Origin of the sequence: Alkalinema pantanalense CENA528 (assembly GCF_050753345.1) — a bacterium.
In the GTDB taxonomy this organism is placed as follows: Bacteria; Cyanobacteriota; Cyanobacteriia; order Leptolyngbyales; family Leptolyngbyaceae; genus Alkalinema; species Alkalinema pantanalense.
On record NZ_JBLZFX010000007.1, the window covers coordinates 66,018 to 82,314 of the forward strand.

Annotated in this window: 15 protein-coding genes; 4 read left to right on the top strand and 11 right to left on the bottom strand. The window is 50.1% G+C overall.

Annotated features, from left to right (window positions below):
- Positions 1–40 precede the first annotated feature (40 nt).
- The gene (gene groES, locus ACN4EG_RS04135; RefSeq protein WP_190574193.1) at positions 41–352 is read right to left on the bottom strand and encodes a co-chaperone GroES; all 312 of its coding nucleotides are present in this window, start codon (positions 350–352) and stop codon (positions 41–43) included.
- 1,050 nt (positions 353–1,402) lie between these two features.
- Between groES and ACN4EG_RS04140 the strand changes: the two genes are divergently transcribed.
- A complete protein-coding gene (locus ACN4EG_RS04140; protein WP_431627932.1) occupies positions 1,403–2,206 on the top strand; it encodes an exosortase-dependent surface protein XDP2 in 804 nt (267 codons plus the stop codon).
- Positions 2,207–2,236: 30 nt separating this feature from the next.
- Entirely contained in the window at positions 2,237–2,356 is a 120-nt protein-coding gene (locus ACN4EG_RS04145) for a PEP-CTERM sorting domain-containing protein (RefSeq protein WP_431627934.1), read from the top strand.
- A gap of 343 nt (positions 2,357–2,699) precedes the next feature.
- Here ACN4EG_RS04145 and arsB read toward each other — a convergent pair whose 3' ends face one another.
- The 9 genes from arsB to ACN4EG_RS04190 form a co-directional block, all read right to left on the bottom strand.
- Entirely contained in the window at positions 2,700–3,854 is a 1,155-nt protein-coding gene (gene arsB, locus ACN4EG_RS04150) for an ACR3 family arsenite efflux transporter (RefSeq protein WP_431627936.1), read from the bottom strand.
- A 4-nt stretch (positions 3,855–3,858) separates the two neighbouring features.
- Positions 3,859–5,121, bottom strand: a complete 1,263-nt coding sequence (gene arsJ, locus ACN4EG_RS04155) for an organoarsenical effux MFS transporter ArsJ (protein ID WP_431627937.1) — start codon at positions 5,119–5,121, stop codon at positions 3,859–3,861.
- Between the two features lie 46 nt (positions 5,122–5,167).
- On the bottom strand, positions 5,168–6,178 hold the full coding sequence (locus tag ACN4EG_RS04160; RefSeq protein ID WP_431627938.1) for an ArsJ-associated glyceraldehyde-3-phosphate dehydrogenase: 1,011 nt from the start codon (positions 6,176–6,178) through the stop codon (positions 5,168–5,170).
- Between the two features lie 169 nt (positions 6,179–6,347).
- Entirely contained in the window at positions 6,348–7,442 is a 1,095-nt protein-coding gene (locus tag ACN4EG_RS04165) for a PstS family phosphate ABC transporter substrate-binding protein (RefSeq protein WP_431627939.1), read from the bottom strand.
- Between the two features lie 126 nt (positions 7,443–7,568).
- Positions 7,569–7,898 carry an ArsR/SmtB family transcription factor gene (locus tag ACN4EG_RS04170; RefSeq protein WP_431627940.1) on the bottom strand — a complete coding sequence of 110 codons (330 nt, stop codon included), beginning with the start codon at positions 7,896–7,898 and terminating at the stop codon, positions 7,569–7,571.
- Positions 7,899–8,050: 152 nt separating this feature from the next.
- On the bottom strand, positions 8,051–9,286 hold the full coding sequence (locus ACN4EG_RS04175) for a GTP cyclohydrolase II (protein ID WP_431627941.1): 1,236 nt from the start codon (positions 9,284–9,286) through the stop codon (positions 8,051–8,053).
- A gap of 112 nt (positions 9,287–9,398) precedes the next feature.
- On the bottom strand, positions 9,399–10,595 hold the full coding sequence (gene mutY, locus ACN4EG_RS04180) for an A/G-specific adenine glycosylase (RefSeq protein ID WP_431627942.1): 1,197 nt from the start codon (positions 10,593–10,595) through the stop codon (positions 9,399–9,401).
- Positions 10,596–10,814: 219 nt separating this feature from the next.
- Positions 10,815–11,135: a DUF760 domain-containing protein gene (locus ACN4EG_RS04185; protein WP_431627943.1), complete on the bottom strand. Its 321-nt coding sequence runs from the start codon at positions 11,133–11,135 to the stop codon at positions 10,815–10,817.
- A gap of 236 nt (positions 11,136–11,371) precedes the next feature.
- Complete coding sequence (locus tag ACN4EG_RS04190; RefSeq protein WP_431627945.1) at positions 11,372–11,848, bottom strand: Dps family protein; 477 nt, start codon at positions 11,846–11,848, stop codon at positions 11,372–11,374.
- Positions 11,849–12,346: 498 nt separating this feature from the next.
- Here ACN4EG_RS04190 and ACN4EG_RS04195 point away from each other — a divergent pair, with 498 nt between their 5' ends.
- On the top strand, positions 12,347–12,868 hold the full coding sequence (locus ACN4EG_RS04195; protein ID WP_431627946.1) for a hypothetical protein: 522 nt from the start codon (positions 12,347–12,349) through the stop codon (positions 12,866–12,868).
- Positions 12,869–12,968: 100 nt separating this feature from the next.
- Here ACN4EG_RS04195 and ACN4EG_RS04200 read toward each other — a convergent pair whose 3' ends face one another.
- Positions 12,969–13,100, bottom strand: a complete 132-nt coding sequence (locus tag ACN4EG_RS04200) for a hypothetical protein (protein WP_431627947.1) — start codon at positions 13,098–13,100, stop codon at positions 12,969–12,971.
- Between ACN4EG_RS04200 and ACN4EG_RS04205 the strand changes: the two genes are divergently transcribed.
- Positions 13,088–16,204, top strand: coding sequence for a DEAD/DEAH box helicase (locus tag ACN4EG_RS04205; RefSeq protein ID WP_431627948.1), 3,117 nt, complete (start codon positions 13,088–13,090; stop codon positions 16,202–16,204). The genes ACN4EG_RS04200 and ACN4EG_RS04205 overlap by 13 nt on opposite strands.
- Positions 16,205–16,297 lie beyond the last annotated feature (93 nt).

Consider the following 16,297-nt stretch of genomic DNA (forward strand, 5'->3'; position numbering starts at 1 on the left):
AGAAACGATCATTCTCTTTCCCGCCTTCTCCAGTTCCGACTTACTGCACAACGGCCAGGATGTCACGCTCAGTCAGCAGAACGTAGTCGTCGCCACCCAGCTTGATGTCGGTGCCAGCGTACTTGGAGTACAGGACTTTGTCGCCCACTTTGACTTCCAGTTCTTGGCGAGAACCGTCATCATTGCGCTTACCAGGGCCAACTTGCACGACTTCACCGACTTGAGGCTTTTCCTTAGCGTTGTCGGGCAGGATGATGCCGCCAGCAGTTTTTTCTTCTGCTTCCGACACTTTCACAAATACGCGATCGCCTAAGGGTTGAACAGTAGACACGCTCAAAGATACGGCTGCCATACAAAGTCTCCAAACTCTCTATAATCTTGTGCAAACAATAACGTTCACAGATTGCCGTGACAGGCTCAAGTTCCACCTCGCCCAGACGAGTATTCGGTTCAACTGCGTCTGCTCAAGAAGGTCAACTCCTGCGGGTTGCAACTGTGGACGATGACTGAACATTGGGGCTTGGATTCAGTCCCCGACTACCCAGTCTATCGGAGTTTGGACTCAAAATTAGCACTCCCAACTCCTGAGTGCTAATTTAACGAAGCTTGATGTTCGATGCAACTGCGTAGACTGTACGGCTTCCCGAACTGAGCGATCGACCCGCTACTTTAGGCACTTGCTTGCTTTTCAGGTTCGCGGTTGGTTCATTAAAATTGTGGAATTTACGGCTTAAATGGGTCTTAACTCAAGTTTTCTATTTCTTTAGAAGTAGGTTTATGTAGTTTCCGTAAAGATACGTCCCTCCCTAGGACATATACCGAGCTGCCTGTGATATTAATGACGTATGGCTTCTATGAGGTTTCACTCAACTCCGTTGATTCCCTTAGGGGGGTTGAGCGAAGTGAGGAGACTTCTTAGCAGACAACTGAGTGTAGCAAAGGCGTAGGGTGAGTAACTGCTTACCCTATTTTTTTTGTCCTACCATTTTTTCTTGGTCGCGGTAATCTCGGCTATATCGGTGATTTCCAGTGACTTTAGTGATGGTGTCATCTCAGAAATCTCGGAAATCTTGGGAATCTCGGTGGGCTCTCTCCCTACACATCGATCGAGATTGTTCCATCGCTCTGCTTTTCTATTTCTACAAAAAATATGGTTTATGAAGACAGGTTGGGCATAATCCCTGTAGGAGATTTAGCTTCTATAAAGTCTGCGTGTAAGTACTGACAGTGATGTGATTAATGTGGCATCTTTAGAACAGGAATACGGAATTCATTTGCACTAGTTTCAGGATTGCTCCCGCCCCCAGAGCCTCTGCTGAGATTCTTTGTCTTTGAGGTATTTTCCTTCAAAGCAAGGGATTCAATAAACCATTCAGTTGATCGTTGCAAGAGGAGCATGACCATGAGTTACAAATTTTCCTGGGTGATCGCTAGCGGCCTGTTCGCCACCCTAGCCTCGATCGCCCCAGCCCAAGCTTTTACGACCTTTACGTTTGATACCAGCTATTCCCCCAAGCCAGCGGATCCGACGAAGGATATTAAACTAGAGTCTGTCACATTGGGTGACACCACCGTTAGTTCTTTTAACTTGGTGAACCGCGCCAAGATTTTGGTCAACAATCTACCTACCCCCGGCCCTAATACTGTGCAAGGCCCTGGTAGTAGTGATGCAGGGACGAATACCGCTGCTGATCCGCTCTTGCCGGAAGGCCCCGTGGTCGAAAGTCCGACGGAAGCCAATATTGTGGCGAGCTTAGGCAATCTCAACCTCAACAGCATTATTGATACGGAAGATAAGTGGGGGACATCCAGCTTCAACTTGTTCTTCGATAAGCCTTCGGATCACTTTTTCCTCTATGAGCGAGGGATGAACAGTGATTTGTTGGTGGAGGCGATCGATGCATCGGGTAATTTGCTGGGTGAGTCCTTCAAAATTACCCGCGATTTGTGGAAGAGTGCTGGGTACTCCATCATGACCCACGAAATTGCGGATCAACCTCAGCCGCAAGCAGTGGGTTCCTACGGTCTCAAAACCAAATCCACGATCGCGGGGTTACGACTCACCAGCTTCAACAGCAATCCCAACAGTTTCAATGGGCCAGATTATAAAGTCGTAGCAGCGAAGGTGCCCGAACCCACGGTGCTGCTGGGTCTAGCTATGGCGGGTGGTAGCTTGCCGCTACTGCGTCGTCGCAAGCTTGCTTAGTTTCTCGATTCTTTTCGGCCAGTCGTCTTGATGTTCCCTGGGCCAGATTATAAAGTCGTAGCAGCGAAGGTGCCCGAACCCACGGTGCTGCTGGGTCTAGCTATGGCGGGTGGTAGCTTGCCGCTACTGCGTCGTCGCAAGCTTGCTTAGTTTCTCGATTCTTTTCGGCCAGTCGTCTTGATGTTCCCTGTGTTTGTTTTGATTGCTTAATCTGTTGTATTTCGCCTGCTGTCAGTAGTTTATTAGACTTCAACATCAGTTCAAAATCCAACATCAGTTCAAAATAGGAGGTGAGCTGGGCTACGGAATCCCACTGTAGAGTAGCCGGTGTTCAAAGCTAAAACGATAGCATGAGCCTTTCACGATCTCCCTTCAGGGGACAGTCTACAGTTTGGATTCCGTATGCAACTCATAAATGGATCAGCAATAACGCATCAAGTTGAGCAACATTAATGATCGCGATTATTCGCGATGATGAGATATCAAACATTCGTTACTGCAAAGAACGGGAGGAGATACAGCGCGGATCGAGTAGGGTTGCTTTTTCAGGTTCGCGCGGAAACCAAGCTGCGGTTCGTTTACAGACCTCCACTAGCATCAGCATGACCGGGACTTCGATTAGTACCCCGACAACGGTTGCTAGGGCAGCGCCCGAGTTGAGTCCAAATAACATTACTGCCGTTGCGATCGCGACTTCAAAATGATTGCTTGCCCCAATCAATGCCGCCGGAGCCGCATCCTCATACGATAATCGCAGCTTTAATGCTGCTACATAGGAAATCAGAAAAATAAAGTTGGTTTGTAGAAACAACGGAACTGCAATCAATAAAATGTGCAAGGGATTGTTAACAATCAGCTCTCCTTTGAACGCAAATAATAAAATCAGCGTAATCAATAGCGCAGAAATGGCAACGGGATTGAGATACTTGAGGAATTTTTGCTCAAACCAAGCGCGTCCTTTGTGCTGCAAAATCCAGTGCCGGGAGTACATTCCAGCGATCAAGGGTAAGCCCACATAGATCGCAACCGAAAGCGCGATCGTTTGCCAAGGAACGACGAGATCATTAGCAGCCAGGAACCAACGTCCTAACGGTGCATACAAAAATAGCATCGCCAGAGAGTTCACAGCTACCATCACTAAAGTATGACCTTGATTGCCGTAGGAGAGATAGCCCCACATCAAGACCATTGCGGTACAGGGTGCAATCCCTAGCAAAATTGCTCCTGCAATGTAGGAATTGGAAAGGGCAATTTCCGTTCCGCGAATCATCTCCGCTCCGCCAATCAGAGGACGAAATATTCCCCCCAGAAACACCTGAGCAAATAACACCATCGTAAACGGCTTGATCAACCAGTTCACGACCAACGTCAGAATCACAGGTTTGGGAGTGCGAACGGCTTGCTTTGCCTGGGAAAAGTCGATTTTGACCATGATGGGATACATCATGAAAAACAGACAGATTGCGATCGGGATCGACACCTGATAAATGCTCATCCCATCTAAGGTCGTTGCGATCGTCGGAAACAGTCGTCCCAGGACAATCCCAATCCCAATACAGAGAAAGACCCAAACCGTCAGATATTTCTCAAAGAAACTAAGATGACTTCCCGCCTGTACTAGGGACGTCGATCGAGGATGAATACCCATGTGCTTAATCTCCACCTTTTGCTTTCCAGGCAATGGCTTTATTGGGGCGGGGCGTTGGCAATTTCAAGGAAATCAATGCAGCCGCTAAAACAAACGCAGCTGAAGTCCATAGACATCCCACCAGTCCAGCCCATTGATAGATCAAGCCTGATAGAACTGTTCCAGCAAGCCGTCCGCCGGAGTTAGCCATGTAGTAAAACCCAACATTCAAAGCGACCTTATCGTCGTCGGTGTACGCCAGAACGAGGTAAGAGTGAACGGCTGAGTTGAAGGCAAACACCACCCCAAACAACATTAATCCCACCACGATCGCATAGTTGGGATTGATGCCAGCAATCAGCGCGATCGCAATCAGCGCCGGAACGACGGTTAACGCAAACGTCCAAAATCGAATCGTACTGGTCGAAGGTGGACGGCCCGAGCCAAATCGTTTAATCAGAGTTGGGGCAGAGGACTGAATGATGCCATAGCCAATTACCCACAGGGCCATAAACCCGCCCACTTGATAGAACGACCAACCCAATGGCCCGCGCAGAAATACGGGTAAGCCAACGACAAACCAGATATCCCTGGAGCCAAACAGAAAGAATCGTGCGGCTGATAAAACGTTGATTTCGCGGCTCTTAGAAAACAGTTGGGTAAACTTCACCTTCGCTTTGATTTTGCCCATGCCCCTCGGCAGCATCAAACCCGTAAACAGGAGCAAAAATAGTCCACTTGCCATCAGCCAAAGCGAATTCATAAACCCGATCGACGCAAGTAACGCAGCGCCTAGGAAAAACCCAACTCCTTTGAGAGCATTCTTTGATCCCGTCAGGATCGCGACCCACTTGAAAAGTGATGATTGCGCGTCCTGTGGCACCACCAATCGGATCGCACTCTTGGAACTCATTTTCGTCAGGTCTTTGGCAATGCCCGAAAAGGCTTGTGACACCATTACGTAACCCACCGCAAACCATTGCGCCCAGTTGCGATCGAGAAACGATAACATCACCAGCGCAAAGATTTGCAACCCAATTCCGGCGTAGAGCGTGACCTTCAGCCCAAGCTGCGATCCAATCCAACCGCCTAGAAAATTGGTGACAACGCCAAATACTTCGTAAAACAGAAATAGAAAGGCAACTTGGATCGGTGAGTAGCCAATTTCGTAGAAGTAAAGTAGTACCAAGAGCCTGAGCGCCCCATCGGTAATCGTGAACCCCCAGTAGGCCAGCGTCACGAGAATGTAGTTTTTGAGATTGGCGCTAGACGCCAGAATGGAAGACATAGAGTTTTTTCAGGCAAGGGAATTCAGACGGGTTAATTCAAGCAAGTTAGTTTAAACTGAGGGCAACTTTGCGAGCGAGTTCAACCATGCGATTGGAGTAACCCCATTCGTTGTCGTACCAAGCCAGGATTTTCACTTGGGTTTGATCGACCACCATGGTGGAGAGGGCATCAATGATTGAGGAGCGCGGATCGTCTTTGTAATCGATCGACACTAACGGGCGTTCTTCATAGCCCAAAATACCTTTTAAAGTGCCTTCAGAGGCGGCTTTTAGTAATTGATTAACTTCTTCAACTGTGGTCGATCGGGCGACTTCGAACACACAATCGGTGAGTGATGCATTGAGTAATGGAACACGAACCGCCAGACCATTTAGCTTGCCATTCAATTCTGGATAGATTAACCCGATCGCGGTTGCTGATCCAGTTGTAGTGGGAATCAGTGATAAATTGGTTGCTCTAGCACGACGGAGATCTTTATGTGGGGCATCCACGATCGTTTGCGTATTGGTATTGTCGTGAATCGTTGTAATGACGCCATGCTTGATCCCCAGCCCTTCGTGAATGACTTTCACGACTGGGGCAAGGCAATTGGTTGTGCAAGATGCAGCCGTTAATAAATGATGCTCATTCGGCTGATACAAATGGTCATTAATGCCCATCACAATATTGAGCGCACCTTGTTTAACAGGAGCTGCCACAATCACTTTTTTCACACCCCGCTTGAAATACGGATCAAGGGTTTCAGGGGTGCGAAACTTGCCTGAGCATTCCAGGACAATATCCACCCCGTAATCCTCCCAAGGCACATCGCCCGGTTGCGCGTACTCGCTGAAGGTGACAGGTTTGCCATCAATGAGAATGCGATCGACGCCGACTTCCACCTCCGGGAGCCAGCGACCATGCACCGAATCGAATTTCAGCAGATGGGCAGCCGTTGCCGCTCCCCCTTTGACTTCGTTGATGTGAACAAACTCAAATTCTGAGCAACCCCATGCAGCACGAAAATCTAGCCGTCCAATTCGACCGAACCCATTGATTCCAACCCGTATAGTCATAGGATTCACTTTGAGAGATTATCAAATACATCAATTTAATTTAGTATAATCTACAAAATGAATCTTTCTAGTTTGATATTTTAGATTTTCTGGATTTTATACACTTAAAAAAGTTGGTATATTTCCAGAATCCCCTTTGGTTGATTAGCAGGTTGGCTTAAGCAAGCTTCTAGAACACGGCTTGCTTCCGCAGCAATTCACTGATGGTTAAATCTGGCTGCGGCACCCCCTCAAACACAGTTCCGACTTTGCCTTGGGAGAAGTGCAGATTCGTCAAGCGGTAGCCCTCATCCGGCAGTGGGATGTAGCCAACCTGCGGAACCAGTTGTTTCGCGTTGTTGAGGTAGTACGTCACAAAGGCTTGCAATTCTGGCTTATTTTGAACCGCAACGATGTTGACGTAAATGAATAGGGGACGGGAAAAGGGGCGATATTGGGCTTTTTCCACCGTTTCTCGTGAGGGCAAAACTGCGCCTCGACCATTCCCTGGATCAACCGCTAAGGCTTTGAGTTGGTTTTGCTTGGCTTCATAGTAGGCCAGTCCAAAGTAGCCCAGGGCATTCGGGTCTTGCAGCACGCCTGCAACGAGTTCATTGTCGTCCTCACTGGCGGTGTAGTCTGTCCGGCTGGCTTGGGGTTTGCCAGTTGTCACTTCGTTGAAGTAATCAAACGTTCCAGAATCTTTGCCTGCGCCATACAGCTTGAGCGGTCGATCGGGATAGGAAGCGCGAATCTGATTCCAGTTGGTGATTTTTCCCTGGGCAGTGGGTTCCCAAATTTTCTTCAGTTCAGCTACAGTGATATCCTTTGCCCAAGTATTTTGCGGATTCACAACCACTGTGAGCGCATCAAAGGCGATCGGGAATTCATAGAAGCGAACACCCGCTTTTCCACAAGCTTCTATTTCTTCTTTGAGGATTGGACGAGAGGCATTATTGATGTCCGTTTCGCCCGCACAGAATTTCTTAAAACCACCTCCCGTTCCAGAGAATTTGAGGTCGATCGGGCCTACTTTGGCATCGGTGGTTCGACGGTACTGCTTCACCATCAATTCAGAAATGGGAAACACCGTACTCGAACCATCAATTTTGATTCCTGGGGAAGGCGGCATCACTGTTTTTTTCAGATCTTGGGCCGCATTAGCCGCTTGGGGTTGAGTGGAATCGGTTGTGGGATTGGAAGTCGTACAACCTGCGATGCCCAGGGCCATTACAATACAAGCACTCAGCAGGCGGTGGAAGGAAATGAATGTTTGAAGGGTCATATTTGAAATGTCATTGTGTCTCTCACCGAGGGGCAGTGAGGAATGCAATAATCATTTCAAGTAAATTTGATATTTTCAAGTGTTCTATAAAACATCGAGCGTTAAGAAAAGTGAAAACTTGATGGATTACCCTTCATCGCGACATTTCCGTGGGGGCAGAATGGGGCTTAAACGGCGAAACTCTGCTAAATACTGTTCTAAAACGACAAATTGAGCTAAATTCAAACTGTAGTAAACCCAACGGCCTTCTTGTCGGGCTTGAACTAGCTGGGCTTCTTTGAGCGTCTTGAGGTGGAAGGAGAGCTTCGACTGGCTGACTTCAAGGGTTTCGCACAAATCACAAACGCAGAGCTCACGATCGCGCAATAGATCTAACACCTGAACACGCAAGGGATCAGAGAGCGCATGAAATCCCGCAACAATAATATTTGATGAAAGGTCAACAGTCTTTGGCATCAACTTTTCTCGAAATAATAGAAGGGTTAGTACTCTCAGTTTAGTTTGCGTTCAGAGGGATTGGGAAACCTCAATCCAACAATGCCTCGATCGTGCTGACGGTATCTCCATAGGTATAGCGAAACATTTGCATTTTTCTAGATAGTTTTCAACTATTCCAGGTGACGCCCTTTGATCTGTTGTAAATCTTCTGGGTTTAGCGTTTCTCCGATCGTGTAATAACCTGCGGCCTTCTTCGCTTCCATTTCCACCCAGGCATCGGCTGGAATCCGATCGTCCGGCAATGGCACCCGTTCTACGACGGTAATTCCAGACTCGACGATCGCGGTATATTTCATGTCACTCATGGAAACTAGGCGATCGATCTGTTGTACCCCTAACCAATGCAACACATCCGGCATCAATGCCTGATACCGGGCATCCTGTACCCCTGCCACACATTCCGTCCGCTCAAAATAGCGATCGGCCCGATCTCCCGATCGCTTCCGTGCATTGTAAACCAGATATTTCGTCACCTCCCCCAGCGCCCGCCCTTCCTTGCGGAAATAGACCACCAAGCCCGTTCCGCCCGCCTGCGCTGCTTGAATACATTCCTCAATGCCATGCATCAAATAGGGCCGACAGGTGCAAATATCCGAGCCAAAGACATCGGAGCCATTGCATTCATCATGGATGCGTACGGTTAAAGGTCGAGTTACCTCCCCGATCGCAGCCACCTCGCCCACGATATAAACCGTTGTCCCACCGATCGGCGGTAACCACACCTTCAAATCAGGCCGACTCAGGAGTTCTGGAAACATGCCCCCGGTTTGATGGTGCAGGGCTTGGCGCAGGCGATTCTCATCCACGCCCAACCGTTCCGCCACCCCCGGCAAATACCACACTGGATCGATCGCCACCTTCGTCACCCGCACATCCCCGGACTCTAGTAACCAGTGGCCATCCGGGTGCAACCGCCCCGCCGTCATGGCCTGGTGGATTTCCGGCAGATTTAAATGGGCTTGGGTAATCGCGATCGTGGGTTGAATGTTGTATTCCTTGACGATCAACGGCGCAAATACCTCCGTCACCCGTGCGCCCCAGGGATCCAATGAAACAATGCGCCGCCGACTACACCAGGCCGGATTGGGCGGAATCTGGACGATCGGTTCCGTCTGGCTCAAATCACTGCGGTGGTCTGGACTCAGTTGCCCCGTGGCCACGGCCAATGCCCGATAGACGCTATAACTGCCGCCATGGGTGCCAATTACATTGCGGTGCTTCGGGTTGGTCACCGTTCCCACGATCGCACCCCGTTCCAGCGGATCGCAAGCGCCCCAACGGATGCGGGGCTGCAATCCAGCCAGTTTCAGCGAAGAATTTTTAGGAGGAAGCGGTTGGCTGACCATGGGTTAACCCGTGCAAGGGAGAAAGGGAAAAAGGGACGAGATCGCAAACCTGACGAGCGAATGACTCGTCTACTAATGACTCATCTATTACTGTTGATTAGCCATCCATTGATTAGCCATCCATGCTGGCTGGACGACCTGCCTGCCGCAGCGCTTCAATAATTTGCACATTGGCTTTTGGGAAGGGATATTGATCGATCGTCTCCAACGTGACCCAGTTCACCTCATCGCATTCGATCGTCTGGGGTTCGCCCGCCACATGGCGACAATGGTGCACATGCAGCGTCACTTTAAAGTGGGTATAGGCATGATCCACCGTGATTAGTTTTTCTCCCACCGCGATTTCGATTCCCAGTTCTTCCCGGATTTCCCGCTGGATGCAGTCTTGGATCGTCTCGTTGGGTTCTACCTTCCCGCCCGGAAATTCCCAAAGCCCCCCGAGCAGCCCCTCCTGCTTGCGGCGATCGATCAAAATGTTGCCTTGGTCATCCCAGATCACAGCAACGCCAATAACTTTGTGGGGGAGTGGTGCCTTGGTTTCTGTCATAGGTATGTTTGTCTGAACCCCTAAATTGTAAGCCTTGCAGTGTGCATTCCATGGACAGAGCAAACAGCCGGGATTGTGCGGGGTGCAGAGGGTGGCCCCCAAGTCCATCAGCGCTTGGTTAAAGTCCCGGCCCCGATCGGGCGGCACCAAGGCTTCCGAGATGGCCCAGAGGCGATCGAGGGCTTTCGCCGGGGGAACCTCGAGGGCTAGCAATCGCGCCAACACCCGCTTCACGTTGCCATCCAAAATCGGCAACGGTAGATTAAACGCCGCACTTAAGATGCCCCCCGCCGTCGTCCGGCCAATTCCTGGCAGTGCGAGGGTTGCTTCCAGTGTTTCAGGAAACTGTCCTTGATACTGTTCAACGATCACTTTTGCGGCCTTGTGCAAGTTGCGGGCACGGGCATAGTAGCCCAAGCCTTCCCAAGCCTTCAAAACCTCCTGCTGATCCGCTGAGGCTAGGATTTCCACCCGGGGAAAGCGATCGAGCCAGCGCTGGAAATACGGAATCACCGTTTTCACCTGGGTTTGCTGCAACATGATTTCGGAAATCCAAATGGCATAGGGGTCCCGCAGCTTGCGCCAAGGCAAATCCCGGCCACGGTCGCCATACCAATCCAGCAGCGATCGCCGCAGGGTGTCCAGCACGGTGGGTGAACCGATTTCCCCAGCCCGATCGGATGACCACAAAAAATTCGGCAGATGAGGATCCACCGAATCAAGAGGGGTTATTTGTTGTGTTGTTTGTCTAGAGGAAGCCATTGGATTCAAAATGCAGGTTCACCAAACACAGATGCCACCGTGGTTCAGTCAAACAGTGGTTTCGCCAATGTACAGACCTTCCATCGGCAACAGAGGCCAACTGTATCGCGTTCGTCTTGCATTTTCAATGTTCAAGTCTCGATCGAGAAATCTAAGGCGCTGCATCTGATGATTTCCAACCTCAGATTGCCCATCAGCCTGTCGTAAATGACCAAATAGCTAAACTTCAAAGTTGGAGAGCGTTTGTTCAAGGGCCATTCGCTGTTCCACATTGCGGAGGAAGTAGCCGCTCATCATCGCCGAAGCCAATAACTGCCCCAAACTTTCGCGATTGGTTGTAATTGCAACATCAAAGGCTCCAGATGGCAGTCCACCTAACAACCCGATAATATTGCGCTCCATCACTTGAAGCACTTCTGAAGAATCAGGGCGAGATAACTGAGCTACGGTTTCTGGACTTAGCGCCTGAACATACTCCCACAATTGGCTGGGATCGTTGCCATGGGAATTAAATTCAGAAAGATTAATCGCGTCGTTCACGGGAACCTCCATCGGAGAAAACAGGCTAACACTGTTGGACGGACTGCGTTGATAGGTTTAGGTATCTGACGAATTGTGTCCAACGGGTCGAGTAAAAGTGTTTCCTGAGGGATGCACCTAATTTAACAAGCTAATCTCAACTCGGCAGTAGGCAGAACCGAACCCAAGGGTGGGGGGTTTCTACAAACATCCGGTTAATCGCGATCCAAAATTCCCCAACCCTTGGCATGACAGGACTATTCCAGTAAGCTGCGCAGCATCCAGGCATTTTTCTCGTGGAGTTGCATCCGCTGGGTCAGCAAGTCTGCGGTGGGTTCATCCTGGGCGGCATCAACGACTGCAAAGAGCGATCGAGCCGTGCGAACCACCGCTTCCTGGCCTTCTACGAGGAGCTGAATCATTTCCTCCGCCTTGGGCACCCCAGCGGTTTCAGGAATGGAGGTCAGCTTGGCGTAGTCGCTGTAGGTACCGGGAGCCGGAAAGCCCAGGGCCCGAATCCGTTCTGCGATCAAATCCACCGCCAGCGCCAATTCTGTGTACTGCGTTTCAAACATCAAGTGCAGCGTGTTAAACATTGGCCCCGTCACGTTCCAGTGGAAGTTGTGGGTTTTAAGGTACAACGTGTAGGTATCGGCTAATAGTCGCGATAGACCATCTGCAATGTCTTTGCGGGCCGCATCATCAATTCCAATATTGACTGCTTTAGTTGCCATAGTTTTTCCTCTCTTCTTACGTTTAAAGCGATTTTTGCAGTTGATTTAATACCAACCATTCAATGGGTTGATTCGATTCACTGGCTTGTAGTTCTTGCAGCTTCCTAGAAAAGGCTCACAGACGAATGAGGAGTAAGGGATCAGTTTTGAAAGGCCAGGAATGATTGAATCTATACAAATCATACTCGTAATGAGTACGACTTGCAAGCAGGATCTTGGGGATCGTGCTTTTCCCGATCGCCCCTTACAATAGTTGGCAGGATCTTAAGTCATCATCCAAAGACATCCTCAGTCATCGTCTACAATCATTAGCAACCGCTAAGAGTCAGACCTCGATCGGCTCGCATTGGCGGAAGGGCGAACTATCATCTGTGCTTATCAAGCTGATAAATATAAGCTTAATAAGCTTCCGGTTGATAAGCCGCCTTTTTCCGCAGTTTGCTTCCTATTCAGAGTTACGCTTTCGCAGTTATACCCTTGCAATCAACGGAACCCGCCATGCATCCCGTATACCAAATTCAGCCGCCCATTGGTTGGAATCCTCCTACCAATCCTGACGAACAAACGATCGCGCCGCCCGTCGGTGGCATCCGAACCTATGCGATCAAACCGCCGATCGGGGCTGCTGACACGAGCCATTACAATGTCATTCCGCCGATCGGGTCAGAGCCTGCCACGATGGTGCCTAGCCAACCGGTTACAGTTCCCACTGGTGCACCCGCTTGCCCGTCGTTGCATCCTGCTTACAGTGTGTCGCCAGCAGGGATGGACACCACTCCTTGCCCCATTGTTCAACCGCCGATCGGGTCGGAACCCGCCACGATGGTTCCCAGCCAGCCAGTAATGCCTCCCTATGGGGCCAATCCCGTTAATCAACCTGTGGATCCCGCGATTGGGTCAACGCCCAGCACAATGGTTCCGAGTCAGCCGATTCAACCCCCAATCGGATCGACCCCGATGACCTTGATTCCTAGCCAACCGATCCAACCCCCGATCGGCGGCCCTCGCTGGAATCAGTAGAGAATCTGCATTATTGTGTCAGCCTCTTGAAAATTACGAACTAATCACGGCATGATTAGGGCGTTGGCAACGTTCTGAAGCTGCTGGTTTGCAGTGGTGATCAGGAGGCTTGGCGTGGCAGTTTTGCATGGTAGTTGGATTCCGCAAACCAGCCAATTTTTTCTATGGGGAGAAACTTGGCGGCATCTTGATTCGCTTCCTGAGGCACAGGGTGAACCTTTGCCGCATCCATATCTGCTTAGTCCCCAAGAACTGTGGGATGGTCTAAAGGCGGTTGATCTGAGTGCGTTCAGTGCGAGTTCGCCTTCGGAACCGGTCAGAGAGACGGGGCGATCGCGCAAAAAAACTGTGGCTCCTTCAGATGATTGCTCAGTCACCCAGCCTTGGGGCGATCGGTGGGTGAGTCAATCCCTTCTGCTGCCGACCCACGATCGCTTACCGATTCTCTCGGGGACAGATTTCGATCCCGCTAGCCAGTCCTCCAGCGATCCCTCGCAGGCCCCAACGTTACAAGCTTGGCAGGTATCCGGGGTCGCGTTGGAGATTAGCGATGCCCTGAAAATTTTGCACACCATTCCCCTTGGCTTACTGAACGATCGGGATTCCCTCTGGGGCGAAGATTTGCGTTTTTGGTGCCATAGCGTGCGCTGGGGGTTGGATTTATTGGCAAGAGGTAAGTTTTTGCCCACACTCCAAGCGACTGAGGAGGTAGCCCTGTCCCAATGGCAGGTGGTGCTGGATAGCGCGATCGATCAGGAACGATTGGGCCACCTTGCGCACCGGATGCCCTTGGTGTGTCAAGTTTACGGTCAAGTGACGCCTGGGCAATTTGAAACTGTAGGACGACAGGGCCGATCGCAGATTATTGATTTTTTGAACTACAGCGTTGACCACTTTATTCGTCAGGCGTTTTCTAGCAATCCCTTAGCGATTCCTAAAGTCATTCCCAAAGGCTTGCAATCCTGGATTCAGTCCCTCCAACATTCTCAAGCGAACCTTGATGCAACCCTTGCGGAAGGCTTAATGCCAGCCTTAACTGCTTGGACCGCAACCCTGCAATTGCAAATTGACCAGTTTCGGCCTTGCCTGCGGCTACATCCCCCGACAGCCGGGGAGAAAACCTGGATTGTGGAGTATGGCCTTCAGGCGATCGGGGATCCCCAGTTTTGGGTTTCAGCCCCCGTGATTTGGCAAAATCCGGTGGAAACGTTAATGCTCTCGGGACGATCGATCGTGCGGCCCCAGGAAACGCTGTTGCGGGGGTTGGGGTTGGCCTGCCGGGTCTATCCCAGTTTGGAAAGTAGCTTGCAAACGGCCTGTCCAGAAGTCTGCCATCTTGCGCCAGTGCAAGCCTATGAGTTTCTGCGATCGATCGCCTGGAAATTGCAGGAACGGGGCATCGGGGTTATTCTGCCGGAGAGTTTAGCCAACCGATCTGGCTGGGCCAATCGCCTCGGCTTGAAAATCACAGCCACCACACCTAAAAAATCTAAGCAGCAACGGTTGGGATTGCAAAGTTTACTCAATTTCCAATGGGAACTTTCCATTGGGGGACATAGTTTAAGCAAGGCGGAGTTTGAGAAACTCGTAGCGCTCAATATGCCGCTGGTGGAAATCAACGGTGAATGGGTGGAACTTCGATCCCAAGACATTCAGGCTGCTCAAAACTTCTTTGCCAGTCGCAAGGATCAAAAAAACCTTTCCTTGGAAGATGCCCTGCGTCTCAGTACGGGCGACACGCAGACGATCGAAAAATTGCCCGTTGTCAGCTTTGAAGCCTCGGGTGCTTTGCAGGAATTGGTGACAACCCTGACCGATAGTCAATCCATCACCCCGATCGCCCAACCGAAGGGCTTCCAAGGAGAATTACGACCCTACCAAGCGCGGGGTGTAGGTTGGTTAGCCTTTCTAGAACAGTGGGGCTTGGGGGCTTGTCTAGCCGATGACATGGGTTTGGGGAAAACGATTCAATTTATTGCCTTTCTGCTGCACCTCAAGCAAAATAAAGCCCTGGAAAGCCCTATTCTGCTGGTCTGTCCCACTTCCGTTTTAGGCAATTGGGAACGGGAAATTAAACGGTTTGGCCCTAGTGTAAAGGTGTTATTGCACCATGGTGATAAGCGATCGCAGGGCTTTATGTTCACGCCGCAGGCTAAAAAACACGATTTAGTGATTACAAGTTATGCGCTGATTCATCGGGATGTGACAACGCTGAAAACAGTAGATTGGCAAGGGATCGTGCTCGATGAAGCGCAGAATATTAAAAACGCTGAAGCCAAGCAGTCCCAAGCGATCCGTCAATTGGAAGCCCAATTCCGCATTGCCCTGACCGGGACTCCGGTGGAAAATCGCTTGGCTGAACTGTGGTCAATTCTCGACTTTCTCAATCCCGGTTATTTAGGGAGCAAGCAGTTTTTTCAGCGACGATTTGCTATTCCGATCGAACGCTACGGGGATACCACTTCGCTGCAAACCCTACGATCGCTGGTGCAACCGTTTATTTTACGCCGACTGAAAACCGATCGATCAATTATCCAAGATCTGCCCGAAAAGCAGGAAATGACGGTGTTTTGTGGATTGTCAGAACAACAAGCGGCAATTTATCAACAAATTGTTGATAAATCATTGGCGGAAATTGAGAAAGCAGAAGGGATTCAACGCAAGGGAATTATTTTAGGATTGCTGACCAAACTCAAACAGGTTTGTAATCATCCTTTGCTACTTTCAGAAAAATCCAATGCTACGATTGATGCCCAGTTTTCTCCGGCTTCAGGGAAGATTCAACGTTTAGAAGAAATGCTGGAAGTGGTCTTGGCGGAGGGAGATCGGGCGTTGATTTTTACCCAGTTTGCGGAATGGGGCAAACTCCTAAAAGCGTATTTAGAAACTACTACCCGTCAAGAAGTTCTCTTCCTCTACGGCAGCACGTCTAAAGTCCAACGGGAAGCCATGGTCGATCGCTTTCAGCAGGATCCCCGTGCTCCACGATTGTTTATTCTGTCACTGAAAGCGGGGGGCGTTGGGCTCAATTTGACCCGCGCCAATCATGTGTTTCATTTCGATCGCTGGTGGAATCCTGCTGTGGAAAATCAAGCCACCGATCGGGTCTTTCGCATTGGTCAGAAGCGCAATGTTCAAGTCCATAAATTCGTCTGTTCTGGCACGCTGGAAGAACGAATTCATGACATGATTGAAAGTAAAAAAGCCCTCGCAGAAAATGTTGTGGGGACTGGCGAAAATTGGCTAACGGAACTCAATACTGATCAACTTCGCGATCTTCTTCTGCTCGATCGACGCGCGGTTATTGCCGATGAGACCCCCAATCCATCCCCCTAATTCGATCACCGCTCTAATTTGTTTGCGAACTATTCGATTTGCCTTGTATCCAGTTGCGCCCAGTTTCCTGTTGCCAAAAGTGCATCAAAATCT

Coding starts and splice junctions, on each gene's coding strand:
- groES (WP_190574193.1), bottom strand. CDS start 352: ATGGCAGCCGTATCTTTGAGCGTGTCTACTGTTCAACCCTTAGGCGAT.
- ACN4EG_RS04140 (WP_431627932.1), top strand. CDS start 1,403: ATGAGTTACAAATTTTCCTGGGTGATCGCTAGCGGCCTGTTCGCCACC.
- ACN4EG_RS04145 (WP_431627934.1), top strand. CDS start 2,237: ATGTTCCCTGGGCCAGATTATAAAGTCGTAGCAGCGAAGGTGCCCGAA.
- arsB (WP_431627936.1), bottom strand. CDS start 3,854: ATGGGTATTCATCCTCGATCGACGTCCCTAGTACAGGCGGGAAGTCAT.
- arsJ (WP_431627937.1), bottom strand. CDS start 5,121: ATGTCTTCCATTCTGGCGTCTAGCGCCAATCTCAAAAACTACATTCTC.
- ACN4EG_RS04160 (WP_431627938.1), bottom strand. CDS start 6,178: ATGACTATACGGGTTGGAATCAATGGGTTCGGTCGAATTGGACGGCTA.
- ACN4EG_RS04165 (WP_431627939.1), bottom strand. CDS start 7,442: ATGACCCTTCAAACATTCATTTCCTTCCACCGCCTGCTGAGTGCTTGT.
- ACN4EG_RS04170 (WP_431627940.1), bottom strand. CDS start 7,898: ATGCCAAAGACTGTTGACCTTTCATCAAATATTATTGTTGCGGGATTT.
- ACN4EG_RS04175 (WP_431627941.1), bottom strand. CDS start 9,286: ATGGTCAGCCAACCGCTTCCTCCTAAAAATTCTTCGCTGAAACTGGCT.
- mutY (WP_431627942.1), bottom strand. CDS start 10,595: ATGGCTTCCTCTAGACAAACAACACAACAAATAACCCCTCTTGATTCG.
- ACN4EG_RS04190 (WP_431627945.1), bottom strand. CDS start 11,848: ATGGCAACTAAAGCAGTCAATATTGGAATTGATGATGCGGCCCGCAAA.
- ACN4EG_RS04195 (WP_431627946.1), top strand. CDS start 12,347: ATGCATCCCGTATACCAAATTCAGCCGCCCATTGGTTGGAATCCTCCT.
- ACN4EG_RS04200 (WP_431627947.1), bottom strand. CDS start 13,100: ATGGATGCGGCAAAGGTTCACCCTGTGCCTCAGGAAGCGAATCAAGAT.